Consider the following 25,984-nt stretch of genomic DNA (forward strand, 5'->3'; position numbering starts at 1 on the left):
GTCAGGTGTAAAACAACTTAAAGGGCTTTTTCAGATCAGTGTCCGCGATGTTTAGAGCGGCGTTTAGCTTGATGTTGCTGGAACTTAATCGCTTGGCGAGATCGGCGTTGTTGCCGGCTTTCTTGGCGCTTTTTAGTCTTTTTTTGTTCGTACTGCTATTGTAAAACTACTTGAGCGCGAGTCGAAGAACGAGGGTAGCGCAGTTCTTTTTGGACTTGGCGTTGGCGGCGTTTGGGGTTCAAATGTCGGGACTTAGTTGTGGGTACGTTAACAACGGTTTGAAAGGCTAACCGTCGCCAAGACTGATTGACTAATTGCCAAATCTCAGGCATTGTGGGGGCTGTTGGTCCTAGAGAAATACGGGCTACGGAGTAAGTTTTTACAGTTTGCTGTTCGAAAATAGCCTGATAAAAAGCACCATCGAAGACAATTGTGAGACAAGATTGAATTACCATGGGAAAATCCCTCCTTCAAGTTTTACCGAAAGCAGGACATCCCAAGGAGGGGGAAGGATACTGATAGCTAGGCTATGTTTGGACTACCAACCAAACTGTGTTTTTACTTTCTAAAGTTAGAATACCGATTTTAGAAAGCTGAATCAAGTGGTAACTAAAAAGAAGAGGGTAAAGATGACAGAACTGACTTTCGCAAACATTATTACTATAAGACTGATCTCCAAACTTTGTGTCGCCAATATCATTTGCCAACTACAGGGACAAAGGCAGAATTAAATAGTTATCTAGAACAGTATTTATCCGGAATTCCCCAAGGAAAAATTCGGGCAAAAAGAGTTAAGCAGACGGCACCTTCTTTAACTGCAGATCAGATTACTTTGCAGACACCGGTAGTGGACGCAGGGTTAAAATTTAACGCTGCTTTGCGCCAGTTTTTAGGGTCTTATTTTCAAGTTAAGCAATTTAAATTTACTAAAGAAATGGCGATGATTAAGCGTCAGGCCGAACGTGATCATGATTGTACGCTGACCTTGGGCCAGTTGTTAGAGCAAGCTGACCACTTACAAAAAAATCCAGAAAAAAAGCGTCAGCTAGCTGAGGAACAAACTTATCAGTGGAATCAATTCGTTCGGGATTTTTTCGCGGATCCTCAGACCCGGCAGTTTGAACAACGTTTGCAAGTTGCTGCCAACTTATGGCAACAGCTAAAGCAGTCTCCGCAAGCCAAAAAATATCGACCTGAGTTATTGCAATCTTTTAATCCAGAGGATTTAGTAAATTAAAAGCTTGCCTTGGAGTTGGGACTAAGGATTATGATAACTCTGGGCAGTAAGATTAAGAAGAATTACACTGAAAAGTTTTTAGTTATCATTTAAGGAGTTTTTTTATGAAAGCAGCAGTCTTTTTAAAAGCCGGTAAAGTTGAAGTACAAAATATTCCCAAACCTAAGCTTCAAAAACCAACCGATGCAATTATCAAAATCGTCCGCGCTAGTGTCTGTGGATCGGATCTTTGGTGGTTTCGCGGTCTGACCGAACGTGCCGCTCCTAGTTTAGTAGGACATGAGGCGATTGGAATTGTGGAAGAAAAAGGATCCGCGGTTAAGGACGTTCAAGTCGGTGATTTCGTGATTGCCCCGTTTACCCATGGTTGTGGACATTGTGCGGCCTGTTTGGCAGGTTTTGATGGTAATTGTAGTAACCAAGAAGCTGGAAGCAACGGAGGTTATCAAGGGGAGTATTTACGTTTTACGAATGCCAACTGGGCTCTAGTTAAGATTCCGGGGCAGCCCGAAGATTATTCAGATGAGATGCTGAATTCTTTAGTAACTTTGGCAGATGTCATGGCGACCGGGTATCATGCGGCAACTAGTGCGGAAGTTAAAGCCGGCGACACGGTTGTCGTTTTAGGTGATGGGGCAGTTGGTTTATGCGGCGTGATTGCGGCTAAGTTACTCGGAGCCCAAAAGATTATTGCGATGAGCCGCCATGCCGATCGCCAAAAGTTAGCCCTTAATTTTGGGGCAACTGATCTTGTTTCGGAACGGGGTGAAGCCGCCGTGAAAAAAGTTTTAGAGCTAACCCAAGGAGCCGGGGTGGATGCCGTTTTAGAGTGCGTTGGAACGGAATTATCTGTCGAAACAGCAATTAAAGTTGCTCGTCCGGGTGCGGTTGTCGGTCGGGTGGGAATTCCTCAAAAAGCTGAGATGAATACCAACAATTTATTCTGGCAAAATACTGGTCTGCGGGGCGGAATTGCCTCGGTGACGACCGATGATCAAAAAGTTCTTTTATCAGCTGTTTTGCGAGGCGAAATTCATCCGGGTAAGGTCTTTAGCCAACGATTTGCCCTAGATGATATTCAAGCGGCCTATGAGGCTATGGATCAACGGACAGCGATTAAATCTTTAGTCACAGTTGCTAAGTAAGCATTAGGATGGATTGGCTGGTGGAGACTAGCTTTAAAGGCAAAATTTACTTATTAAATTAAAATACGGACACTAATTATGCTCACTAGGTGAGATCTTCGATCTTAACCTGTTGAAAGGGGATGCTTTCTTCAGATATTTGATTGCGATAATCATTATCTGCAGAGAAGGCCCCTTTTTTTGGTAAACAGAAGGATTTTCAAAAATATTATTATTCAGAGGGGGCGGGCAGAACTGACTGTTGAAAAACTCAGAAACAGCCATGGATAATCGGCACAAATGGTTGAAGCTTTGAAGATAACTAGTAAGTATCAAAATAAATCAGCAAAAGAGACTTACTGCCAGTGATACTCTAAAGCAAGTTGACTTTAAAAGATTTTTTAATTATATTATTAGCTAAAGTTTAAAGAGAGCGTTTTAGTTATGACAAATTAGAATGTTGGAGTGGAGGCAGTAATGGGATGTTAGAGATCAGCTAGCTTAAGAAATCTTTTGGGGCGAATCAAGTTTTGAATGATATTAGCTTGGTGGCGCCGACCGGGAGAATCTTGGGACTCTTGGGGAAAAATGGTGCCGGCAAGACGACTTTGTTTCATAGTATTTTGCAATTTATTACTTACGAGGGACAGATCACTTGGAATCAGCAACCATTGACGGAAAAGACCTACGATCAAATTGGTTATTTACCAGAAGAGCGGAGTTTGATTACCAAGTTAACCGTCTATGAACAGGTTAAATACTTAGCAAATCTGAAGAATATGAATGCCAAAAAAGTAAAGGAAGAATTACCACGATGGTTAGAACGCCTTCAGGTTAGAGGAAAAGCAACCGATAAGATTTCCAAATTATCCAAAGGAAATCAACAGAAAATTCAGTTGATTTGTACTTTAATTCATCGTCCAAAACTGATTATTTTGGATGAACCTTTTAGCGGCTTAGATCCAGTTAATGTTGAGATTTTACGAAAGACCATCTTGGCAGAAAAAAAGCGTGGCGCAACTATTATTTTCTCCGATCATAATATGAATAGTGTGGAAAGTCTCTGTGATGATCTGGCTTTAATTCATCGCGGAAAGTTAAAGTTGCAGGGGCCAATTCAAGTGGTCCGGGAAAGTTTTGGCGAAACGCGTATTTTATTACGGACCTCTTGGTCTTTAGCCCAATTACAGGCTTTGCCACATGTCTTATCTGTTGAAATCGAGCAAGATCATTACAAATTAATTATTGACGATCCCCAGTTTGGTCCGGAAATTTATGCAGCCGTTAGTCAAGGGCAATTTCTCAAAGGATTCTATCAACAACCGCCAACTTTAACCGAAATTTTTAAGCAGGAGGTAGAAGCATGAAAAAGTTATTGGTGGTTGCCGGAGAAACTTATTGGCGGCAAATTAAATCCTGGAGCTTTGTTTTGATGATTTTAGCACCTTTCTTCATCACTCTGCTTTCCTTAGGTGTCGGTTATTTATCGGAAAAGATGGCTGCTCCTGATCCCAAAGTCAGTGTCCTTAGTTCTGACCCCCAAATTCGTCAAGCGGTTCGTCAAGAATTAAAGAAATCCAAGATTGCGACTACTTCCCAATATAAGAATCTTCCGGCGGCGCGTCAAGCAGCGCGCAAAGACAAGATCGCTGGTTATTTAGTAATTAAAGAACAAAAAGGAAAATTTGAGTTTCAGTACGCTAGTTTACACCCGCTAGATAATCGGGAAAAACAGACTTATTTACTGCTTGCCCAAAAATTTCAGTTAGCGAATAATTTTCAACAAGCCCAATTAACTCCGGCTCAATTACAAGCTATTCGCCAGCAACCAACCTTCAGACAGCGAAGCTTACAAATGAAAAATTCCGTTAATAAAGATTTAAATCTGATCTCGTTTATGGTGCTCCTATTTATTATGTACACGATTTTGTTGATTTACAGTACGATTACCGCCCAAGAAATTGCCTCGGAAAAAGGAACCAAAATTATGGAGATTATTTTTTCCAGCACGACGGCCATGAAATATTTCCTGGGAAAATTAGCGGGAATTGCGGGGGTAATTTTAACGCAAATCGCAGTTTATATTTTGGGAGGCTATTTACTTTATAATTTGATCCCCCAGATTCAACAATTTCGGCGACTATTTCGGGATAACCAGCATTTGATTGATCAAGTGGTGCATAATTTCTGGTCTTGGAATTTAGTCTATTTAGTTTTCGGCGTCTTAATATATATTGTTTTATCAGCCCTCTGCGGAGCCTTAGTTACCCGGCCCGAAGATGCTAATAAAGCGGTCCAGCCAGCGATGTACTTAGTGATGTTTGGCTTTTTTGCGGCAATTATTTTGAGCCAACAACCTGAGAATCTAATCGTGAAGATTTTATCCTATATTCCTTTCTTATCTTCTTTCTTCATGCCCATTCGAATTATCAATCAAACGGCCAGTACCGGTGAAAATCTAATCTCCTTAGCCTTATTAGTAGTTTCTCTATTCTTAATGGTGCTTTATATTGGGCGAATTTATGCCGGTTTAATTCTTCAGACCGAAGAATTAGGCTTATTCAAGAGCCTGAAGCGGGGGTTAACAATTAAGTAAATCTCCGGCGTAAGCAAAGTACTTGCCTTTAGTCCCTAACTTGGGAGTATTCTGAAGAAAAAAGATAAAAGAGGCTAAGAAAATGTATGCAGATTTGCAGGACAAAATTGCCGTGGTCACGGGGGCAGCAACAGGCATTGGCAGTGCGATTGCCCGCCGTTTTGGTCAAGAAAAGATGGCAGTTGTCGTTAACTACCATCGCCAAGCTGAAGCAGCCCAAAAAGTAGTCGATCAGATCGAGGCTTCTGGTGGCCGAGCCGTGGCGGTGAAAGCGGATATTAGTACCGAAGCCGGAAATCAAAAACTTTTGACTGCCACTCAAGAACACTTCGGCGGCTTAGATGTTTGGGTTAATAATGCTGGTCTGGAAATTAAACAAGCGACCCATGAAGTGTCCTTAGCCGATTGGCAAAAAGTCTTAGACGTCAATCAGACAGGGACCTTCTTGGGCGCGCGGAGTGCTTTGCAGTATTTTAGAGACCATCAGCAAGCGGGAAATATTATTAACTTATCTTCAGTTCATGAGCAAATCCCTTGGCCAACTTTTGCCAGCTACGCAGCAGCTAAGGGGGCTGTTAAATTATTTACCCAAACAATTGCGATGGAGTATGCTGCTGATCAGATTCGGGTCAATGCCTTGGGTCCCGGCGCCATTTCTACGCCGATTAATGCCGAAAAATTGGCCGATCCCAAGCAGTACCAGCAAACCGTGGCGATGATCCCCATGAAGCGGGTAGGCAAACCAGAAGAAGTAGCTGCGGGGGCTGCTTGGTTAGCTTCTGCAGAATCAAGTTACGTCACGGGAATTACTTTGTTTATTGATGGAGGAATGACCTTGTACCCTTCATTTAAAAATGGAGAAGGTTAAATCATCTACCCTTTCGATCAGCATAACGGAAAGTGCTTGTAATGGCTGCTTTTTGCAATAGGTGAGGCTGTAGAGCAATTAATAAAGAATGATACTTGGTCCTAGGAGTTAAATTGAGAGATTTGTCTAAGACGTAAACTGTAAATTGGTAATGATGGATTCAAGGAAAATAAAAAGGAATTTTGGGATCCCGATATTGATGTTTACCATAAGCAATTCCTTGAAGAGCTCCGCTAGCAGGAGTTTTTGTCGCTTGGGGAGGAATATTGGCGGCAATCGTATCTTGGACCGGAAGGTTCCAAATTAACCAGTGGGGATAAGGTTTGTAAAAAGGAATATCCCAGTCAACCATCGTTACCGCAAGACTTTGCGCGGTAGAAGCCAAATTTTGGAGGTGGAGCTCGGGGCTTTGGTTGCCGCCCCAAGCCGTATTTGACCAACATAAAGGCCCTTGATCAGAAGATTCCGAACTAGTTATCTTTCAAGTAAATATGTTAGTCCAACTAGCAATTGTTAGCTGGACTTTTTGTTTGGCTGAAAAGGAGTTTGCCAATTCTGAATAATTGCAGTGAGAAAATCTAAACCTTGTTGTGCGATGGTTGCTTTAATTTTCGGATCTTTTGGGCCATAAAGAAGTTCATCTACCAGGGCCGTGATAAAATCAAATAACAAAATAACTCCCGCTCGAATTTGGACTCTATCTGACAGAGAATCACCATAGTAGTTAGTTAGACAGTTGTAAGTCAGTTCTTGCATTTTTTCTTTTTGAACTTTTAAAGTTAGTTGAACTTCAGGGATCATGCTTCCTAAACTTTCAATTTGCCGATGAAATTGAGGATTTTCCTGTTTGAGAAGTAAGTCTAATAGTCCAGAAAGCCATTCTCGCGGGGCGGTCTGAAATAAATCAAGGGAAGCAGGAGTATTTAATTTTTGGAAAATTATTTCAAAGGAATCATTGTAGCGTTGCAATAGGGCCAAGAGAATGGCTTTTTTATCGTCGTAGTAGGCGTAGAGAGTGCCAATCGATAAACCCGCCCGCCGGGCAATTTCATTAGTTGATACCACTGGGGAAGTTTGTTTTCGATGGGCAGTTTATTTCTTTTAACTTTAAGAATGATCAACGGACAAGCTTGGCATTGGACTTCTTTAAAGACTGAAAGTTGTTTGTGGGAGAGCCGCATACTTTTGCTTATCTTTGGGACAGTTGAAAAAAAGAGTTCGCAACCGATGATTGATTTTCAACTTTTTCGAAATCCGGCTTTTGTTAGCTCAGCGGTAGTGGGTCTTTTAGGATAATTCTTTTATATTGGGGTGGTGGTAGTGATGCCCGACTTTCTTGACTCGACTATTAGCCCAGTCTGAATTACAGGCGGCTTTAGTTTTGCTGCCAATGTTGTTAGCGGTCTTTAGTTTAGGAGGTCTCGGTAGTTTATTGATTAATCAACCTGGTCCCCGCCTTTTAATTTTGGGCGGTGGGAGTTTTCTCGTGGGAGATTATTATCTACTAGGAACCTTGGATCTTCTCAGCAATTTTCGAATTATCCGCGCTACTTTAGTCTGTGGTCAGGGATTTGGCATTATTTGTGGTCAGTTAATGTTTTAGCCGCTTCTAATTTGACCGGAGAGTTATTGACAGCATCTCAGAGTGTGCTAGCGGTTTTGCGACAAATCGGTTCGGTCCTCGGAGTAGCAGTTTTCCTCTCAATGTTGACTAATAATTTACAAGGAGTAGAAATTAAGTCGCTGAGTCATCTGCCCCGTGCTTATACGCAAATCTATCAATTTTGGTTATCCTTTTTATTACTATTTCTTTGTTTCAGCCTCGTGTTCCCCAGCAAAAAGCGTTATTGTCAAAAGTAAAATTATGCTGATTAATTGCTAACAAGAGTGGCGTTTGTTCTTTGGGATGTTTAAAATTGAATAAGATCTATAAATTCAGCCTAAACTGATTAAAATGGAGCACATGAATGAAAGCTGATAATACGAAATTAGTAGATTTTTTATCTCAGAGTAAAACAATTTTTAAAATTCCCGTTTATCAAAGAAACTATGAATGGGGCCAAGAACAATGTCGACAGTTATTCCAAGATTTAACCTTGGCAGCTCAAAGTCAACAAGATCATTTTTTAGGAGCACTGGTCTATGTTCCTGAATCGGGTCCTAATATGAGTCATGTGGAAGTTATTATTGATGGTCAGCAGCGTTTGACCAGTTGTTTGTTACTTTTGCGGGCTTTGGCTACTAATCCCGAGACGCCTGAGGATTTAGCCGCCGAAATTGAAGATCGCTTTTTACGAAATCGCTACTTGGATAATGGTTGGAAATTAGCTCCAGTTGCTAAGGATCGCGCGGCTTTTGAGACCGTAATGGATCCCGACACACCGCCGGTGACCGCAGCTTCCAAGGTGATTGCCAATTATCAGCTCTTTCAACAGTTGATTGCTGCGAGCCCCCTTTCAGTTGCCGACCTTTTTGCGGCTTTGAATTATTTCAATTTGGTTTATATTGAGTTGGATAGTGGCAGTCAGGGTGAAAATCCCCAAGTGATTTTTGAAAGTTTAAATTCAACCGGAGTATCTTTGTCAGCAGCCGATTTGATTCGGAATTTTATTTTAATGAATTTAGACTCGCAGCAGCAGGCGCAACTTTACCAGCAGTATTGGTCAAAAATTGAGCAATTGTTTACCAATCAAGTTTTCACGGAATTTATTCGCCATTATTTGATTGTCCAAACGCAACAGCTGATTAAGCGGGAAGCAGTCTATCCTTTGTATAAGAAGTATTATCAAAGTCAAAAGTTTACTGCTGAGCAAGCCTTACAAGAATTGTTTGTTGCTGCCCAAGATTATGCTTCTTTGCTCCAAGCGCAAACTGCTTTTCCTGATTTGAACCGCATCATTGAACATATTAATATCATGGATAAGAAGGTAGTTTATCCTTATTTCTTGAAATTATTACGGCTCCTAGACCAGCAACAATTGCCGATTACGACCGTTTGTGAATTGGGACAAATCGTGGAAAGTTTATTGTACCGCCGAATGATCTGTGGAATTCCCAGTAATAATTTGAATCGCTTAGTTTTAGCTTTGGTGCAACCGGTAAATCTTAGCCAAGAATTGAATCAGCTCAAGCGGCAAGTTTTAAATAGCGATTTTCCCCAAGATCGAGAATTTCGTAATGCTTTGATGAAATTACCTTTGTATAAGAAGCGGACGAGTTGGGCCAAGTTGACCCTAACTTTATTGGAAGAAGAGCAGTCCAAAGAGACCATTGACTTTCAAGATGCCCAAGTGGAACATATCTTACCGCGCCAGTTATCTGCTGATTGGCGGATTCAGTTACCTCAAGCGGAAACTATTAACCAGATTTACGGGGATACCTTGGGAAATTTGACTTTGACCAAGTATAACCAAGAAATGAGTAACAAACTTTTTAGTGAAAAAAGAAATTATTATGCCCAATCAAATATTGCTTTGACCCGAGCTGTTGGCCAAAATTATGATCATTGGGATAAAGCGACGATTTTGGAACGGACCGATACCTTAGCCCAAGAACTTTGTCAGATTTTCCCCCGACCCCAATTAAGTAAGTTTGTTGAAGATGATAGTTGGGGTGGGGATCATCTGATCAGTGAAGAATTAAGTGTCACGGGTCTCAAGCCGGTCCGCTTAACGATGCAGGCTAATGACTATTGGATCACGTCTTGGACCGAGATGCTACTGACCTTTTTAAATTATATTTGGGAAAATGATAGTGCGACCTACCAGTTGATCCGCCAAGATCCAGCTCTAAATACGGCGCTTTTTACTGATTTTCGAGCTCCCAAAAAATTGGCTAACGGCGAGTTGATTGAGACTAACTTTTCGGCAAATAAAATTGTCGCCTTGCTTAGTAAGATGAGCGAACTTTGTGGGATTAGTGATGAAGTTAGCTATGCCTTTAAAGAGTAATTTCGAGAAAATTTATATAAGTAAACCAGAGTGTGACATAAACCGGTAGACAAGGAGTACAACTAAGGAAACCCCGTAGGAAAGTAACCATTTTCCTACGGGGTTTTGTGTCTTGGGCGGACTTGTCTGGCTTATGGAAGATGTTTACTCAGATTTGCTAAATGTGAGAATACTTATGTTCCAGCCTCTTTCCTACGATTAGTCAAGATTTTTTGCTAGATCTAAGTTGAGGCCTTCTTAGCCGGTAGGGCTTGTAAGAAGGTCGTAGACAAGATTAAGCCACCACCCAAAAGTTGGATGCCGGAAAAAGGAGTTTGTAAACAGAAAATGGCTAAAATTGTCGCCGTTAAAGGTTCAAAAGAACTCAACATGCCCGTGGTTTCGGGGCTTAAATCTTGTAGACTTTTTAAGTAGAGCCAATAAGAAAACATGGTTCCAAAAACGATAATAAAGCCAATTCCTCCCCAGAGAGGAAGTTTTGGTGCGGGCAGTGGCTGGGTGAAAAGTAAGTAACTAAAGGGGAGACTTCCGAGTAACATTGCCCAGCCAACAACAATACTCGCTGGAAACTCTTTTAATAGTTGACGGGGAAGTAAAGTATAGCAGGCTTGCCCGATCCCGGCAACTAATCCCCAAAACAAGGCTGCCGGAGTGAGTGATAATTGTTTTAAATTCCCACTAGTTACCAAAAGAAAGGTTCCAATTAAGGCGAGAGCGACACACCAAAGATCAATTCGCCGGGGTAATAGGTGTTGGGACCAAGTGACCCAAGCAATAATAAAAAGAGGTCCGAGAAATTGGAGAACCGTGGCCGTGGGGGCATTACCATAGTTAATGGCTAAAAAGTAAGTAGCTTGGGAAGTTAGCATGCCACAAAAGCTAAAGTAAAGAAGTTGGCGCCGGTGAGTAGCTTGCCGCCAAATAGTGAATAATTGCCGAGGATTAGTGCAACTGGCCGTTAAGAGCAATAATAAACCAGCACAAAGGAGGCGGATTTCGACTAGCCACAGGGGGGCCAAATGATAACGGCTAAAGAGGTATTGGGCAACCGTTCCGGAAGCTCCCCAGAAAATCCCACCGGTGATTACAAAGCAGAGTCCGCGTAATTTTGGGTGCATTTTGTCACTCCTATCTAATGGTGATTTCCCCTCAAATTAAAATAAGAATATTAGATTACTAGGAAAAAGACAAGCGGTATTTGACCTACAAGTTGGGAAATCTGATCACTAAGCGATCGAATTTGACCGTTCACTGTTTTTGAACTCATTAAAAATTTTTTTATCATAGAATAAGGTCATGGAGGTGATGAGATGCGTGTAGAAGTAGAAATTGATTCGCAGTTAAGTGAAGATTGGGCTGGCTTTCATATTCAAACTTTAACCACCGAATTGCAGCAATTAATTACGAGTATCGAAAATAACAGCCAATATATTTGGGGTTATCGAGAACAGGAAATTAGACCAATCAATTTGAATGAATTGTATCAAGTCTATACAGAAGATGATCATGTTTGGCTGCAATTAGCCGAATTTAAAGGGCGCTTTTATCAAGTCGCCGTGCAATTAAATCAGAATTTTATTGTAGCTGGACGAGACCTAGCTTTTAATTTTCAGTTAATGGATCATCTAGAGGTTAATAACAACGGCACGATCGATATGCTTTTAAAAAATCAACAACGAGTTCCTATTTCCCGGGGAAAAGTACAAGAGATTAAGGAGAGATTAGACTTATGAAAACGAAAACAGTTTTGAAATTCATGGTAGGTGGATCAATTGGCATTAATATTGGTTTCTTTATTTCTTTAGTATTTCCTACCTGGTGGGGAAGGGACAATATTGACCTTCTTCAGCAATCTTCGTGAATCATTTTGCCACACCTTTAGATGCAATCATTGCTTCGGTCGTTCTTTGGATCTTAATGGGGTGGATTTTTACTTGGGGCGAAGCGCTTTTAAGATAGATAATTGGAGTTTATTACAGCAAGTAGAGACGCATTTTCTAGTGACCTTCTTTGGTTTCACGCCCCTAGCAATCTTAGCTGGTTGGTTTCCTTTACGGTGGGATTGGTTAATATCTTATACCATCACCTTTATCATCGTTTATTTGGTCGTTTGGTTTTTGAAGATGTCTATTTTAAAGTCCCAAGTAGAAAAGGTTAACCAAAAGCTCAAATAGGAACAAGAAACTCTCGGAGTAAAAATGAAGAGAATGTGATATAAACCGATAGACAAGGCATATAGTTAACGAACCTCCGTAGGAAAGTGACCATTTTCCCGCGGGGGTTCATATCTTGAGCGGACTTGTCTGACTTATGGAACACGTTTATTCGGATTGGCTAAACATGAGAATATTTATGTCCCAACCTCTTCATTTTTTAATTACAAAAGAAAGGGGAAATAATTTTAAAATTTTATTTTTGCAAGTCTAATTCTGATTAGAATAGGATTCTCTCGTAAATATTGGAATGAAATAACTAATAGGAAAACTTGACATTATCTAATAAAATGCTATCATTTTATTAATTTAAAATTAAAAAGGAGCATGGTATTATGACTAAAGTAACCGCGTCAGAAATCGACTTTAATAACTTAGGGTTTGATTACATGGATTTGCCGTATCGCTATCAGGCCATCTATCGCGACGGTCAGTGGCAAGACAGTGGCATGGTAGAAGACAGTACGTTACATATTAGCGAAGGTTCCACTGTCTTGCACTATGGTCAATCAGACTTCGAAGGTATGAAAGCTTACCGGACGAAGAATGGTCAAATTCAACTTTTCCGGCCGGATCGCAATGCCGTTCGAATGCAAAAGAGTTGTCAACGGCTATTGATGCCAGAAGTACCGACGGAAATGTTTGTAGATGCGGTGAAGCAAGTGGTTAAAGCCAATGCTGGTTTTGTACCTCCTTACGGTAATGGAGCAACTTTATATGTCCGCCCAATCATGATGGGTGTTGGTGGAGTCATCGGCGTTCATCCAGCTGATGAATATATTTTTCGGATTTTTGCAATGCCAGTAGGAAACTACTTCAAGGGTGGCTTAACCCCAACGAACTTTACAACTTCTGAATATGATCGGGCTGCCCATAAGGGAACTGGTCAAAGCAAGGTCGGTGGAAACTACGCTGCTAGCTTAATGCCAGGAGAAGAAGCCCATGCTCATGGATTTTCCGACTGTGTTTATCTGGATCCAGTCCATCATGAGAAGATTGAAGAAGTGGGATCTGCTAACTTCTTTGGGATTACTCAAGATGATGTCTTTGTCACTCCTAAGTCACCTTCTATCCTGCCAAGTATCACTAAGTACTCACTGCTTTATCTCGCCGAGCATGAGTTAGGCATGAAGACCGAGCAAGGTGATGTTTATATCAACGACCTTGATCGCTTCAAAGAAGCAGGAGCTTGTGGAACAGCAGCTGTTATCTCGCCAATTGGTGGTCTAGAGCATGAAGGCAAAATGCATGTCTTCTACAGTGAGACCGAGGTTGGTCCAGTAACTCGGAAGTTATATGATATCTTAACCGGAATTCAATTCGGTGACCGTCCGGGTCCTGAAGGTTGGGTTGTTCCAGTTGAAGTTTAAAATTAATTGAATTGAAAAAGTGAGTCTTGCAAAAAATGCAAGGCTCATTTTTATTTTGGGAGGAATAAAGTAAGTGGGGCTGCTCGATAAACGTAGCAGAAAAGTTGAGATAATTTTTGACTGTTAAAATTTTTTAGTCAAAAGTCTTTCTTGAAAAAGCTGTTGCTGACTGTATCGTTGGGATTCTTGACTTTAGCGGCTGTGGTTAGCTATAAATCTTAATAAAAAAATGGTGGCCTTTCTTGATACTGATTTGCCTAATTTAAATAAATTATTGGATATTATATAAATATATATCTAATATTATTAATTGATTTTATTATATTTGAATACCGAAATAGTTGACAAAATAAAAAGTGCAATATATTATAAAACGGTAATTTAATTATTTAATCATTAAAATTGGCGCGTTAATTTAATGCTAATATTAGCTATCTTTAAATTTTTAAAACTGCAATAGTTTTCAGCTCAAGTAGTAATATTAGGCGTAAAGTTGTGAATAATGAGGCTATGATTGGTTTGGACGTTAGCTGGTTAACAACTTGATAAGTTTAATGTTATTTTAATAAAAACTATTAATTAAATTACAGAGGATTGATTCTTAAGAAGTTGAAAAATGAGCGTAAATGCAGCTTTGATCAGAGTATCTTGAGCTTGAATAATGGAAAGTATTTTATCAGCCATCTTTGATAGTTGATCGGAATATGAAAATTTTGGACTTTAAATTAGTTTGGAAAATAAAGTGTAAATAAGTTTATACAATATAAACTATATGTAAATTATCTGATTAATTTAATTAAGGGGAGAATTAAATAACGATGGATTATAAATCATTAGTAGCTTCTGTAATTAGTGCCGTGCAGCAGGAGGAGAATCCATTTGCTGTTTTTTCCCGATTATTGACACTTGATGGAATACTAAAGAAAGAAGACGCCTTAAAGACTTTGGGATTTAAAGAAAAGGCTATTTACAAACTATTGTCTGAAAATAAAACAGGAATGAACGATATCAGTCTTTTTATATTTCATCACAATAATAAGATAGAGGTGCGCGATGGCGAAGCTGTTTTAGATAAAAATGATCAGTTAGCTGCTAAATTCAAGTTTAGTAAAAAATATTGGACAAAAATTTGCCAGGATTCTACACGGCGAATTGATGATGAAGGAAAATTGGCCCTGCATCTTTTAAAAGCTAAAACCAATTTAAATAGCGTCATTGATAACATTGAATTTTATTTAAGTCATATGGCACCAATAATTTATTACGTAGATGAAAAGGTGTATTCAAATTTTGATTACCTTAGTAACCTCTTTACTAAAAGACGAAGAGATCAAGATAAATTCCTATTTCCTTTTTTAAAAACACATGCGCTTGAGCAATGGTCAAAAGAGGATATTATTTTTATCTGTTTCCTTGACTATCTTCTTTCTTCGGGGTTGCAGACCAGGGCGGAAGAATTTAATGGTCAGCAAATCACAATTACGAAACTAGAAAAATATTTAATTGAAAAGCATAAGACATATTTAAAAATGGGTGTCGCTGAAATGGACGCTGATTTTTCGTCATTATCCTTGCTTGAAAAAACTGAAGTTTTAAATCGGGAATTTAAGATACTATCGAAGAATAAGATTATTTATCGAGATATAAACGGGATTAGTTTACAGAAGCGCGAAGCATATCTGGATGCTTTGAAGTTAGCTGACTCAAATATTGAAGTAACTAAGCTCCAAGAAATGTTATGCCAAAGATTTAATATTAAATTCAATGATGATGAATCCTATATACGGGGAATAAGAGAATATTTAGCAGAAAATATCCAAAACTTACGGGCTGCTTTTTTGAAGTTGTTAGAAGGAGAACTTTTTTTGTTAACCGATGCGGCCCATTCTGATATGGCTTTTTCCCGCTTCTTTAGTAATATTGGTCAATTGTTGTCTTTGGATAAGGCTAAAGAATATCAAAAAATTATTGATTTAAATCCTAAAAATTATTTTTGTTACGTTGTTCCAGGAAAAAATATGTTGGCTAAATTACCTAAGCTGTTGGTTGCGAATATCAACATGGCTGTCACCACAAGGATGCTCTACAACAGTTGGCATTATATGCCGGCTAACTTTTTAAATGAAAATTTGAAGATGGATAAACGTGACTTTTATTTTTCAGCGGTCATGGCGGATATTGCCAATTTGGATAAATATCATCATGCAGGGCATGTAAAAATGTCAATTAATAATACAATTCGTATTCCAAGATCCATTCGAATTCATAATAAAGAGTATCAGGCACTAATGGATGTCCGTTTGATGAGACAGGGTGATGAAGAATTCTCATTGTCCAATCTGAGGGTATCTTTCTTATATCTTCATTATTTACAAATCCTTTGCCAAAGTTTAGTGAATTTGGTTGAAGAAATGAAAATCGACGACTTTTCTTTAGAGCAGATGTCTAAAGAATTATATTCGGATCAGTTTGATAACCTGAAGGGAAGATTAAATAAATGAGTAGAATTTTATTTGTAAATTTAAGATCGCATCTAGTGGAACGGATGGAGCCCTTGTATGCTGCTAAAAAATTAGGTATTGAAGTCGTTCTTTTAACGGATCAAGTACCTAACATCGACGATGGCTATATTGACCCGGAAAATTATATAGTGACTGATACTTATGATATGGAAAATGCTTTAAAGAAAGTAGTCGCGTATGCTCAAAAAAAAGAAATTAATGGTGTGCTAACTTGGGCAGATAAGGACGTTGAATTAGTATCGCTAATTGCGGATAAACTACACATTCCAGCACCAACAATTGAAGCAAGTAAAATTGCTCGAAATAAGTTGTTGATGCGGGAGGCGATTTCTAAGACCAACCCCGATTTATGCCCTAAGTATGAGTCCGTAAAAAGTATTCAGGATTTAGATGAATCCGTAAGGAAAATTGGCTTTCCAGCTGTCTTAAAGCCGGTAGGGGCATCGGGGAGTAAATCGATTATTAAATTAAATAATAAATCTGAAATTCCGCAGGCGGTGGAGCGCTTAAAACAAGAGACTAATGTTCAGACCGATAAAGTTTATCAATATTTTCCTAATCAATATATTTATGAAGAACTTTTGACGGGCGCTGAAATATCGATCGAAGGTTTCGTTTCATCAAAAACAGGTGAAATTATTATTGCGGGAATGACCGATAAATTTGTGACGGATAAATATTCAACAGAATACTTAGAGTATGAACCATCTCAAAAAGAAGCAGTAAATTTACAGGGTTATCGTCAAGATATCAAACGGGCGATTAAGAGTATGGGAATCACTAGTTGTTCTTTTCACGCGGAGTGCAAAGTTAATGCTGGCAGTTTAAAAGTAATTGAGATAGCTGCTCGACCAGGGGGAGAGTTCATAACCAGCCATTTGGTAAAAATCGCTTCTGGAATTTCTTTTGTGGAACAAAATATAAAAAATGCCTTAGGTATGGCAATTGATGCTGAAATTGCCTTTGAGAATTGGTCAAAAACACCAAAATCTCTGGTGGTCCATCAGGATTTTATGGCAAATAAAGAAGGCAGAGTGGTTAAAATTGGTGGATTACAAAGGATATTTGAAGATCCCAATGTAATTAATTTTATGCCTCTGAAAGAGGTGGGCGATAGGGTTATTTTACCGCCACTAGATTATTCATCATTATATACAGCAACCATGATTGTTACGGGAAAATCCCTAGGCGAATTAGACTCAGCTCTGGAAAGAATTGAAAATAAATTCGAAATAAAAATTGTGGAGGAATAGTGTGAAAGTATTGATTGCGTATGCCAGCATGACGGGCAATGATGAAGAAATAGTAAGTATCTTACAAAAAAATCTCCAGAATGATGATCTTAAAGTGACGACACAAGAATTATCTTTTACAGATGTTACTGATATTAAGGATAATGATTGTCTTATTGTTGTCACCTATACTTATGATGATGGGGAGGTTCCTGAACCAGCACTTGATCTATATGAAGATTTGGAGGGTATTCAATTACCGGGAAGAGTTTTTGGGGTTTGTGGTTCGGGTGACACTTTTTATGAAGATTTTTGTGTAGCAGTCGATAATTTTGAAAAAAGGCTATTAAAAACAGGCGCCACAAAAGGGGCCCAAAGTGTGAAGGTTGAATTATTTCCTGAGGATGATGATCAGGATAAACTACGAGAATTTTCAAAAGATTTAGTTAGAACAGTTAAGGAAAATGTCTAATGCGTGAAGCAATTTTTAAGTATTTAAATCGAAGTGTTTTTTATTATTTATCGGGTACATTTATCAATAATATTGGTAATGGTGTTTTTACATTAATTACCAGTAAGATTATTTATGATCAAACAAATTCGGTATCTATGATTGGCCTGTTAATTATCATCCAAAATGTAATTGCTGGGACTCTTAATTTAGTTGCTGGTCATATTGCTGATAAATTTAATTCTAAATATATCGCAATTTTTGCTGATTTAATCCAGGCCGTTGCGGTCCTGACTAGTTTATTATTAATTAATTCAGAATATCGCTTGCTTTCGCTACTGTTAGCTATGATCTTTATTAATTTAGCTGCGCCATTTTTTAGAGCCGCAAATTTCAAAAATGTTTCTGAAATAAAACGGGGAAGATTAGCCTTAGGATCTCTGAACGCGGTTCGAAGTTCTTTAAATCAGGGGGGGCAGCTGATTGGAGTTGCTATTGCTACACCATTTATTTATTACAAGTGGTATTTTGGAGCGCTCTTATTAAATATTTTGAGTTTTATTGTTTCAGCAGTTTGTACATCACAGATTGAGATTATTAGTCTTAATGAAGAAAAAATCATTCCAAAATCGAAAACAAGTAACTTGATTACTGATTGGAAAATATTTTTGGAAACTTTATGGCGACAATGGCCCATTCTCATTATCTTGATTTTTACTATTTTTGATTACCTAGCTGTTAATGTAGTTAATCTAATGGAAATTAAATATAGTGTAAAAATCCTCCATAACGTCGCTTGGATGAGCATAATGGATGGCTGTTTTGCGGTGGGATCAGTATTATCTTTTGTGTTGGTTAATCGATTAAGTCAACACTTGAGTTTTAAGGCTTTGATTTGGATAGGACTTTTTATCCAAGGACTTGGTTTTACTGTTTTATCACAAGCAAACAATGTTGGTCTAACATTAGTAGTAATGTGGGTAATCGGGTTATTTAATGGAACATCAATTACTCTATTTCAGACGAGTTTACAATTAAATTTGAACGTGGCAATTCATGGTAAAATTTCCGGCTTTCGTGATTTACTAGTTTCATTATCAATGATTGCGCTGATTCCATTATTTTCGAAATTAATTGATCGTTCAGTATTAACCGGGCTCTTGAGTTTGGGCCTCATACTTATCTTGGTTGCTATTGTACTAGTAATCATTGCCCGTTTACCTAAATTCAAACGGATTAGGCTTAAAGAGGAGTAAAAACATGAATTTTGTATTAGTTGGTAAAAGCGTCGTTGTAGCACGGAAGTTGTATAGTGTTAGTTCCCAAAATAATATTATTGTGGTTGATGAGTCTTCTTATCTAGACTCAATTTCAATGCCTGCGGAGATTCAAAATGGGCCTTATATAGAAATTAGCCACGATTCTACTAAATCGATAGCTAAAGTTTTACAGGCGTTGGCAACAGTTTCGGTAGATGCCGTAATTCCCGCATTTGAACGCACTGTTACCTTGGCAAATGAGTTAGCCAAAGCTTTAAATTTACCGAGAATAGGTGACTTGGGAACTAAAATTTTTCGAAATAAAGCAGCTTTAAGACAGTTCTGTCAACCATTACCGCTTAATCAGCCCGCTTATCAAGAGGTTAACTCAATTTCGCAATTAAGCCACTTTTTTAAGCAGCATGGTCCCCTGATCTTAAAGCCAACAGGGCTCGCGGGGTCCTTAGGGGTGGTTAAAATTACTAGTTCAGAACAACTAGAAGCAAAGTTTTCTTCTAGTCGTGAAATTTGTCAGAAATCTCAACCAAAGGTCTCACTAATAGCTGAAGAAATGATTACAGGTTCAGAGTATTCATGTGAGTACTTGGTAAATAATGGTCAGGTAGTTTTTCAAAATATAACGAAAAAGTTTAAATTTCATAATGATTTCTTTGTGGAGTCAGGCCACTTGGTGCCCGCAATCGTTAATGATAATTTAAAGCAGAATATTTATCGGATGATGAATTGTTTAGTTGAAGCGGCCGATATTGGGACTGCTGTTTTACATGCCGAATGGTTAGTTACAGCAAATAACCAGGCCTATTTGGTTGAATGTGCAGGTCGGAGACCGGGGGATCGAATTGTTGATTTAATTACTGAAGCCTATGGGCAAGATTTCTTGTGGAAATATTGCCAGCTTTTAGCTAACAGATCCGTGGTCTTTGAGCAAAAGACGATTAAATTCGCTAGTCAGACTTACTTTGATGCCCAACCGGGGCGAATTGTTCAAATTAAACGGGAAGATATTTTGAAAAAATATCCACATCAATTGGCGGTAGCCGTTGGTGATACTGTAACGACTTTTAGCGATTCAGAAAAACGCTTGGGATACTTTATTGTTAGTGATCCAGACTATTTTAAGTTGGAAGATAGACGTAAATCAGTATTGCAACAGTTTAAAATTGTTACGAATAAGTTGGTGACTAAATGAGAATTGGAATTATAAATCGAGTTCCTTTAGCCCGAGCCCAATTTAACCAATGGACTCCCAAAGGGGCAGATGTAACACTAATTACACCTTATCCGTTGGCAGCTAACGAGCGAGATTCGCTAAAAAAAGTTATAGTATTTAAAGATTACGATAACGACTTAAAATTAGCCCAACTTATCTTTCGTTTACACGCTCAACAACCATTTGATCGCTTAATTACTTTATCTGAGTTTGATATTTTGAGAGTAGCTAAATTACGTGATTTTTTACAGATTCCGGGACAAGATTATTTTAGTGGAACTTTGTTTCGGGATAAGCTGACGATGAAGCAATTAGCTATTAAGCAGGGGATAAAGGTACCTCCATTTACTGGAGTAACTACAATAGAAGAAATTAGAAGATTTGCTGATGAATACGGTTTTCCTTTAATACTGAAACCAGTTGATCAGGCGGGATCGAAAGATATATTCGTTTTAAAGACCAGCGCTGATATAAATACAGTGTCGGTTGCTAAAGCCTTGGCGAGTTATGGTGAAATGGATTTAGAAGATTTTATTCAAGGCGAGTTATATCATGTTGATGGAATTGTTAATCAAGGGTATTTACAGTTTATTTCCGTATCAAAATACTTAAATGACTTGGGTGATAGTACCACTTTAAGTAAATCAGCCAGTACTCGGGCGGACTTTACAATTTCGGAAGCTTCATCTTCTTTTCAAACTTTAAAGGCTGCCACTAAGCAGTTGCTAACGCCCCCTTATTTAGATTGTGGAACCGTTCATTTAGAATTTATTATCAATCCCCAAGGGCAGGCATTTTTTATCGAAATGGGAAGTCGTACAGGAGGATTAATGATAACTAATTCAATTGAACGCAAGTATGGATTAGTTATGAATGAAGCTGCATACAAATTACAGGCTGGTTTTGATTACCAATTAGTTCCCCAAGCACCAACCTTGGAGGCTGGTTTTTTAACGGTACTTCCTCAAACTGGAAGATTACTTAAATTTGATATAGCGGCTTTGAAACCCTTGGTTCAAAACCTAGAAGTTAATTTTAAAATTGGGAAGGTCTATGAGGGCATGATTGAATCCACGGATTATCTTGCAATTATGCAATTTGCTGCAAGAAGTGATTCAGAGATACAAACTAAAATAGCACAAATAAATCACGTAATCTTGCAAAATATAATATGGGAAAAATGATACCCTCTCAGATTTTTTGATTAATTAGTAGCACTCTAATCATTGTTTTAAGCTGACAGAAGTAAATTAATCCTTGAATTTATTTTATTTTTTAGGCAGCATTAAAAGTATCGAGATTTTTTGTTTTTACGCTGCGCGAGTAAGACCACAGCTTTCTGGAACACGCAATAACTTTAATATAAAAGACTTCCTTTCAGGATTTTAGTTTTGAGATCAACTCTAACTAGATCGAAAGGAAGTTTTTGTATCTTGAAGTAAGCTATTAATAGCTTGTGTCCAAGGTTTGGCAAATAATAGTTAATGGTTAGTTGAAAGCTAATATCGGAAACGCTAAGAGGAGAATGATTGTTTCAAATTAAAGCAAAAAATAACTTTTAATGTAAGAAAAGGTTAGGATAGACTTGCTTTTTTAGGGATTTTTAGGAAGCAGAAGATGGTATAATGAAAATTAATTAATGCTTACGATTTGCTTGCTAGGGGAAGAAAGAATGTCAAGACAAGGATTAAGCTTCAAAATAGTTAAAATAATATTATCATTTTCACTCATTTCTCTGGGGGGTAGTATCCTTAACCTAAACCAACCGGTCCAGGCCAGCGCCCAAGCAGCCCGGAAATTTCCGGCGCAGCCCAAATGACCACCCTTGCGGCTAAGAATTGGAACTTTGGCCAGCCGATTAGCTTGTCTGAACTCTTTGCGGGTTGTAATCAACTAACAGAGTTAGATCTAAATGGTTGGACGATGGGACAAGTGACTGATCTTAGTTCTTTGTCAGAGGTAATGAAAAACTTACAAAGGTTGCACTTAACAATTGGGATGTTTCCCATGTGACTGACATGAGTTGGATGTTCCAAGGCTGTCGTGGTTTAATCACTTTATCGTTGGCGAATTGGAATTCTAGCCAAGTCACTAATATGAGCCATATGTTTGATATGGGATTTTCCGGTGTCCCTCCAAAGCTAACGGACTTAAATTTGAGTGGTTTTAGGACGGATAGCGTCACTAATATGGACAGGATATTTTATAATTGTGGAAGTTTAACAAGTTTAGATGTTAGTAAGTTTAATACCGCCAAGGTCACTAATATGAGTTATATGTTTTTTAGTTGTTCAAAAGTAGCGGCTTTGGATGTCAGCAAATTCGATACCAGCAAGGTCACCGATATGAGTTATATGTTTGCTGGTTGTTCAAAGGTAGCGGTTTTATATGTCAACAACTTTGATACCATCAAGGTCACTGATATGAATTATATGTTTGCTGGTTGTAAAATTTTACCGAGTTTAGACGTTAGTCATTTTAATACCGCTAATGTGACTGATATGGGGGGAATGTTTGTCAATTGTTTAGTAAGTTTAGACGTTAGTAGTTTTGATACGGCTCAAGTAACTAATATGAGTTATATGTTTTATGGTTGTCATTCAACAAATTTGGATGTTAGTCATTTTGATACGGCTCAGGTCAGCAGTATGAGTTATATGTTTTATAATTATCATTCAACAAATTTGGATGTTAGTAATTTTGATACCTCCCAGGTAACCAATATGAGTGGTATGTTTTATGGTTGTCATGATTTACTGAGTTTAGACGTTAGTAAATTTGATACTAGCAAGGTTACCGATATGAGTACAATGTTTGCTGGTTGTTCAAGTTTAACAAGTTTGAATTTAAGTTCTTTTAACACCAGTAAGGTAACTAATATTAATTACATGCTTAATCAGTGTAGGAAACTCTCCCACTTAGTTCTGGGACCTAATATTCAATTTATGGGGGTTTATGGTAGTGATACGAATTTAGTAGCAGCCCCTAATGATAGTCAGGGTTTTCCTGAGGCTGATTCACCCCAGATTAGTCGTTCAGAAAACTGGCAAGAAATCAAAAATGATTCTGATATTTCTGACAGAAGTAATTTAATCGGCAGTCCAATGACAGTGGATGAGCTGACTAAGCGTTATGCTGGGCAAAATCCTGGTGGAATTCACACCTACGTTTGGGAGCCTTACTATCGTGGTCTACGTTTCGTTACCGTTCCCCAACAACTCCAATTTCAAAATTGGAGTATCTATAAAGCTGGTAAAGTTCCTCTCCAAAAACCCCTTAGTTTTACCATTGAGGATACCCGAACGGATGCGGATCGGGCAACTAAACAGATAAACTTACAAGCCCAAGCAGATCCTTGGCGGAAAAAAGCTGATAATCAGTTAGCTTCGACTAATTGGCCCATCTTAACTAAGAACAATCAGGCCCTGAACACGGGAACGGCCCAGACAATTTACCAAGGATTAGCCCCGGTTCTTAAGTATGATCCGAAGAATCTCAACTATTCAATTAATTTACCGACCGATTCTTTGCAGACAGAAATTGCCAAGGGAGTTACTAAATTAGGCGCTTGTCGGACAACGCTTCATTATACTCTGCAAGATGGGCCAGCTTCACCGTCAACTACAGCCCCAGCAATTAAGGTTGGCCACTAGCTCTTTTGATCTAAAGTTAAAAAGTTTTACTGCTGCGACATCATTGCAACTCACCTTTGAGTAGCGATGGTATCTTTTTTAGTTTATAGAAAACTAATTCCACCGTTGTTGAGCGTAGTAGATTGGGAGACCAATCAAGGTTAAGCCAATTCCCGTCAGGGATAAGAGCGGTTGAGTGATGGTCGTGGTCACGACGATGAAAATCCCCCCTAACAGGGCAATGACTGGTGGCCAAGGATAGAAGAGAATCTTATACGGACGCAAGAGTTCCGGTTGTTGGATTCGCAATTTAAAGACCCCAATAAATAAAAGAATTGAAAAGATCCAAAAGATATAAACCAACATATCGGTTAAGCTATCGAAAGACCCTGTGGCAATCATTAAGAGCGCAATTGCTCCTTCGAACCAGAGACTATGTGTGGGGGCAAAGCTGTGGGGATTTTGGTAGGCGAAGAATTTGGCTGCAAAGATTTGTTTCTTAGCCCCCATAGTTTGCGGCAAACGTGAACCGGTTAGGCAATAACCATTGATTGCTCCGTAAACCGAAATTAGAATCCCAAAGGTGACTAATTTTCCGCCCCCGGCCCCAAAAAGTTTTTCCGCGCTCATTGCGGCGGTATTAGGATTATTCATAATTTGAGAAAAAGGGAGTAACTTTAAGAAACTCCAATTTAGAAATAAGTAAATGATGGTGATTAGACCCACGCCCCCAATCATCGCTTGGGTTAAAAGCTTGGCGGGCTTTTTCATTTCCCCGGCTAAGTTCCCAATACTGATCCAGCCATCATAGGCAAATAAGGTAGCTAACAAGCCTTGACCTAAGGCGACCGCGAAATTAGGAGCACTGGCATGACTGAGCGGCCAAAAGGAGACCGATTGTGTCTTTTGGGGAGCAAAAAGCGTCATCAAAATAATTGCAAAAATGGGGATTAGCTTAATAATTAAAGTAATCTGCTGAAGTTTTCCACTGACTTGAGAGCCTAAAGCGTTGATTAGGATAATGGTCAAGACCACGATTCCCGCCAAAATACTAGGTGACAAGCCGAAGTTCCAACCAAGGTGTTGGGCCTGTTGGGCGAAAACAATTGCCAAGGCCGCCATGTTTGCTGGATAATAGATAATAATCAAGGCCCAGCCCAACAAAAAGCTAGTGCGGGGTCCAAAGATTTTTTCTAGATAGAGGACGGGGCCTCCAGCTTGGGGAAAAGCGGCCGCTAATTCGGCCACGGTCAGACCGGCCATCATCGTAATCACCCCCGCCAAGAACCAGACGAAGAGGGTCAATCCGGGGCTGCCAGTCAAAGCAGTTACGCTGGCGATTTTGAAAAAAGCGCCGCCGCCGATGACAGTTCCGACAACGGTCGCCAAAATTGTAAAAATTCCCAGTTGTTTGGGTTTTGTAGTCATAAAGGAACCTACCTAACTTTTGAAATTAGAATTTTAAACAGAACATTAAAGAATTATAACGCAAAATGAAAAAATGGGGTAGTTTTTAATGTACGAAAAACGTGAAGATCGCTACCGTCGATCCCGAAATCAGAGTACACAAGGTCGTTTCTTTTTGCTAATATTAATTCTACTGACCTTTTGTTTTTGTGGGGGGCTGTTCTTTCACTATTGGCAAAATTCGGGTCGCCCCAATCGCCAGGATTATCCAGTTCTAGGAGTTACCTTGAATCAAGAGGATGGCTATCAAGACTTTGGTCTCTTACAAAAGCATCAGATTCGTTTTGTTTATTTAAAGGTGACTCAAGGGGCCAATTATAGTGATGATCGTTTTCAAGATAGTTATTGGCGCATTCGAGGCTCGGGGCTAGCAGTAGGAGTTTATCACTATTTTAGTCTCTGGTCGGCCCCGACTCAGCAATTTCGTAATTTTCAAGATACGGTGGGGACAAGTCTGGGCAACTTGCCAATTATGGTGCAAGTTGATTGCCAGCAACGACCGAATCTTAGGACTTCAACAGTGAAACGGCGGTTAGTTGATTTTACCCAACGTTTAGAAAATTATTATCATCGTCCGGTCATTATTCAAATGCAAACGAAAGATTTTTCAATTTTATCGGCGACACCCTATTTGTGGGTGCGCTCGCGACCTCAGCCGCTCCGAAATCGCAAAGTTTTATTTTGGGAGTATAATTCCCAAGGAAAGATTCCCAGTTTGGCTTCTACCCAACGTTATCATTTATCGGTTTTTAACGGAACCCCTAGTCAATTTGCCCGTTATGTCCAAGCCGGAAACTTATAAGTAGAGATTAATTAGAAATTCGCCCGTCAA

Annotated in this window: 25 protein-coding genes and 1 pseudogene; 21 read left to right on the forward strand and 5 right to left on the reverse strand. The window is 39.0% G+C overall.

From position 1 onward, the window contains the following. Positions 1-155: 155 nt before the first annotated feature. Positions 156-455, reverse strand: a complete 300-nt coding sequence (locus tag HU830_RS06085; protein ID WP_176942890.1) for a YjdF family protein — start codon at positions 453-455, stop codon at positions 156-158. A 197-nt stretch (positions 456-652) separates the two neighbouring features. On the opposite strand from HU830_RS06085, the pseudogene HU830_RS06090 reads away from it, so the two are divergent. From HU830_RS06090 to HU830_RS06110, 5 genes and pseudogenes are all read left to right on the forward strand, one after another. After that, positions 653-1,237: pseudogene (locus HU830_RS06090) on the forward strand (SAP domain-containing protein); the annotation flags it as partial. Between the two features lie 104 nt (positions 1,238-1,341). Then, a complete protein-coding gene (locus HU830_RS06095) occupies positions 1,342-2,382 on the forward strand; it encodes a zinc-dependent alcohol dehydrogenase family protein (RefSeq protein WP_176942892.1) in 1,041 nt (346 codons plus the stop codon). 509 nt (positions 2,383-2,891) lie between these two features. Beyond that, entirely contained in the window at positions 2,892-3,728 is an 837-nt protein-coding gene (locus HU830_RS06100) for an ABC transporter ATP-binding protein (protein WP_228765843.1), read from the forward strand. Beyond that, positions 3,725-4,957 carry an ABC transporter permease gene (locus HU830_RS06105; protein WP_176942893.1) on the forward strand — a complete coding sequence of 411 codons (1,233 nt, stop codon included), beginning with the start codon at positions 3,725-3,727 and terminating at the stop codon, positions 4,955-4,957. Before HU830_RS06100 ends, HU830_RS06105 begins: the two co-directional genes overlap by 4 nt. Positions 4,958-5,039: 82 nt before the next feature. After that, entirely contained in the window at positions 5,040-5,825 is a 786-nt protein-coding gene (locus tag HU830_RS06110) for a glucose-1-dehydrogenase (protein WP_176942894.1), read from the forward strand. A gap of 160 nt (positions 5,826-5,985) precedes the next feature. On the opposite strand, the gene HU830_RS08915 is transcribed toward HU830_RS06110, so the two are convergent. Together HU830_RS08915 and HU830_RS06120 are read right to left on the reverse strand one after the other, a co-directional pair. Then, positions 5,986-6,303 carry a YbhB/YbcL family Raf kinase inhibitor-like protein gene (locus tag HU830_RS08915; RefSeq protein ID WP_324196339.1) on the reverse strand — a complete coding sequence of 106 codons (318 nt, stop codon included), beginning with the start codon at positions 6,301-6,303 and terminating at the stop codon, positions 5,986-5,988. Between the two features lie 35 nt (positions 6,304-6,338). Further along, entirely contained in the window at positions 6,339-6,890 is a 552-nt protein-coding gene (locus HU830_RS06120) for a TetR/AcrR family transcriptional regulator (RefSeq protein ID WP_176942895.1), read from the reverse strand. A gap of 18 nt (positions 6,891-6,908) precedes the next feature. Here HU830_RS06120 and HU830_RS06125 point away from each other — a divergent pair, with 18 nt between their 5' ends. The 4 genes from HU830_RS06125 (at position 6,909) to HU830_RS06140 (ending at position 9,775) form a co-directional block, all read left to right on the forward strand. After that, on the forward strand, positions 6,909-7,121 hold the full coding sequence (locus tag HU830_RS06125) for a hypothetical protein (protein WP_176942896.1): 213 nt from the start codon (positions 6,909-6,911) through the stop codon (positions 7,119-7,121). A gap of 40 nt (positions 7,122-7,161) precedes the next feature. Further along, positions 7,162-7,428 carry a hypothetical protein gene (locus tag HU830_RS06130; RefSeq protein ID WP_176942897.1) on the forward strand — a complete coding sequence of 89 codons (267 nt, stop codon included), beginning with the start codon at positions 7,162-7,164 and terminating at the stop codon, positions 7,426-7,428. After that, positions 7,407-7,685, forward strand: coding sequence for a hypothetical protein (locus HU830_RS06135; RefSeq protein WP_176942898.1), 279 nt, complete (start codon positions 7,407-7,409; stop codon positions 7,683-7,685). Before HU830_RS06130 ends, HU830_RS06135 begins: the two co-directional genes overlap by 22 nt. A 107-nt stretch (positions 7,686-7,792) precedes the next feature. Beyond that, positions 7,793-9,775: a DUF262 domain-containing protein gene (locus HU830_RS06140; RefSeq protein WP_176942899.1), complete on the forward strand. Its 1,983-nt coding sequence runs from the start codon at positions 7,793-7,795 to the stop codon at positions 9,773-9,775. Positions 9,776-9,996: 221 nt separating this feature from the next. On the opposite strand, the gene HU830_RS06145 is transcribed toward HU830_RS06140, so the two are convergent. Next, a complete protein-coding gene (locus HU830_RS06145) occupies positions 9,997-10,893 on the reverse strand; it encodes an EamA family transporter (RefSeq protein WP_176942900.1) in 897 nt (298 codons plus the stop codon). A 192-nt stretch (positions 10,894-11,085) separates the two neighbouring features. Here HU830_RS06145 and HU830_RS06150 point away from each other — a divergent pair, with 192 nt between their 5' ends. The 11 genes from HU830_RS06150 to HU830_RS06200 all read left to right on the forward strand — a co-directional run bounded on the left by HU830_RS06150 (position 11,086) and on the right by HU830_RS06200 (position 23,706). After that, complete coding sequence (locus tag HU830_RS06150; protein ID WP_176942901.1) at positions 11,086-11,508, forward strand: LytTR family DNA-binding domain-containing protein; 423 nt, start codon at positions 11,086-11,088, stop codon at positions 11,506-11,508. Next, a complete protein-coding gene (locus HU830_RS09040) occupies positions 11,505-11,636 on the forward strand; it encodes a hypothetical protein (protein ID WP_267463551.1) in 132 nt (43 codons plus the stop codon). Before HU830_RS06150 ends, HU830_RS09040 begins: the two co-directional genes overlap by 4 nt. 61 nt (positions 11,637-11,697) lie before the next feature. Beyond that, positions 11,698-11,949, forward strand: a complete 252-nt coding sequence (locus HU830_RS06155) for a DUF3021 domain-containing protein (RefSeq protein WP_324196336.1) — start codon at positions 11,698-11,700, stop codon at positions 11,947-11,949. A 374-nt stretch (positions 11,950-12,323) separates the two neighbouring features. Then, entirely contained in the window at positions 12,324-13,358 is a 1,035-nt protein-coding gene (locus tag HU830_RS06160; RefSeq protein WP_176942903.1) for a branched-chain amino acid aminotransferase, read from the forward strand. An 818-nt stretch (positions 13,359-14,176) separates the two neighbouring features. Further along, positions 14,177-15,859 (forward strand): hypothetical protein, encoded by a 1,683-nt coding sequence (locus tag HU830_RS06165; RefSeq protein WP_176942904.1) that lies wholly within the window; start codon positions 14,177-14,179, stop codon positions 15,857-15,859. Continuing rightward, positions 15,856-17,133, forward strand: coding sequence for an ATP-grasp domain-containing protein (locus HU830_RS06170; RefSeq protein WP_176942905.1), 1,278 nt, complete (start codon positions 15,856-15,858; stop codon positions 17,131-17,133). Before HU830_RS06165 ends, HU830_RS06170 begins: the two co-directional genes overlap by 4 nt. A gap of 1 nt (position 17,134) precedes the next feature. Then, entirely contained in the window at positions 17,135-17,584 is a 450-nt protein-coding gene (locus tag HU830_RS06175; RefSeq protein WP_324196337.1) for a flavodoxin, read from the forward strand. Further along, on the forward strand, positions 17,584-18,819 hold the full coding sequence (locus HU830_RS06180) for an MFS transporter (RefSeq protein WP_176942906.1): 1,236 nt from the start codon (positions 17,584-17,586) through the stop codon (positions 18,817-18,819). The genes HU830_RS06175 and HU830_RS06180 overlap by 1 nt, the downstream gene beginning before the upstream one ends. Positions 18,820-18,823: 4 nt before the next feature. Then, the gene (locus HU830_RS06185) at positions 18,824-20,032 is read left to right on the forward strand and encodes an ATP-grasp domain-containing protein (RefSeq protein ID WP_176942907.1); all 1,209 of its coding nucleotides are present in this window, start codon (positions 18,824-18,826) and stop codon (positions 20,030-20,032) included. Continuing rightward, the gene (locus HU830_RS06190; RefSeq protein ID WP_176942908.1) at positions 20,029-21,237 is read left to right on the forward strand and encodes an ATP-grasp domain-containing protein; all 1,209 of its coding nucleotides are present in this window, start codon (positions 20,029-20,031) and stop codon (positions 21,235-21,237) included. Before HU830_RS06185 ends, HU830_RS06190 begins: the two co-directional genes overlap by 4 nt. Positions 21,238-22,071: 834 nt before the next feature. Continuing rightward, complete coding sequence (locus HU830_RS06200; protein ID WP_228765855.1) at positions 22,072-23,706, forward strand: BspA family leucine-rich repeat surface protein; 1,635 nt, start codon at positions 22,072-22,074, stop codon at positions 23,704-23,706. Positions 23,707-23,799: 93 nt separating this feature from the next. Here the strand turns inward: HU830_RS06200 and HU830_RS06205 are convergent, their stop codons facing one another. Then, entirely contained in the window at positions 23,800-25,113 is a 1,314-nt protein-coding gene (locus HU830_RS06205) for an APC family permease (protein WP_176942911.1), read from the reverse strand. An 88-nt stretch (positions 25,114-25,201) separates the two neighbouring features. Here HU830_RS06205 and HU830_RS06210 point away from each other — a divergent pair, with 88 nt between their 5' ends. Further along, entirely contained in the window at positions 25,202-25,954 is a 753-nt protein-coding gene (locus HU830_RS06210) for a GH25 family lysozyme (RefSeq protein WP_176942912.1), read from the forward strand. Positions 25,955-25,984 lie beyond the last annotated feature (30 nt).

This window comes from Bombilactobacillus apium (assembly GCF_013385145.1).
Lineage (GTDB): Bacteria > Bacillota > Bacilli > Lactobacillales > Lactobacillaceae > Bombilactobacillus > Bombilactobacillus apium.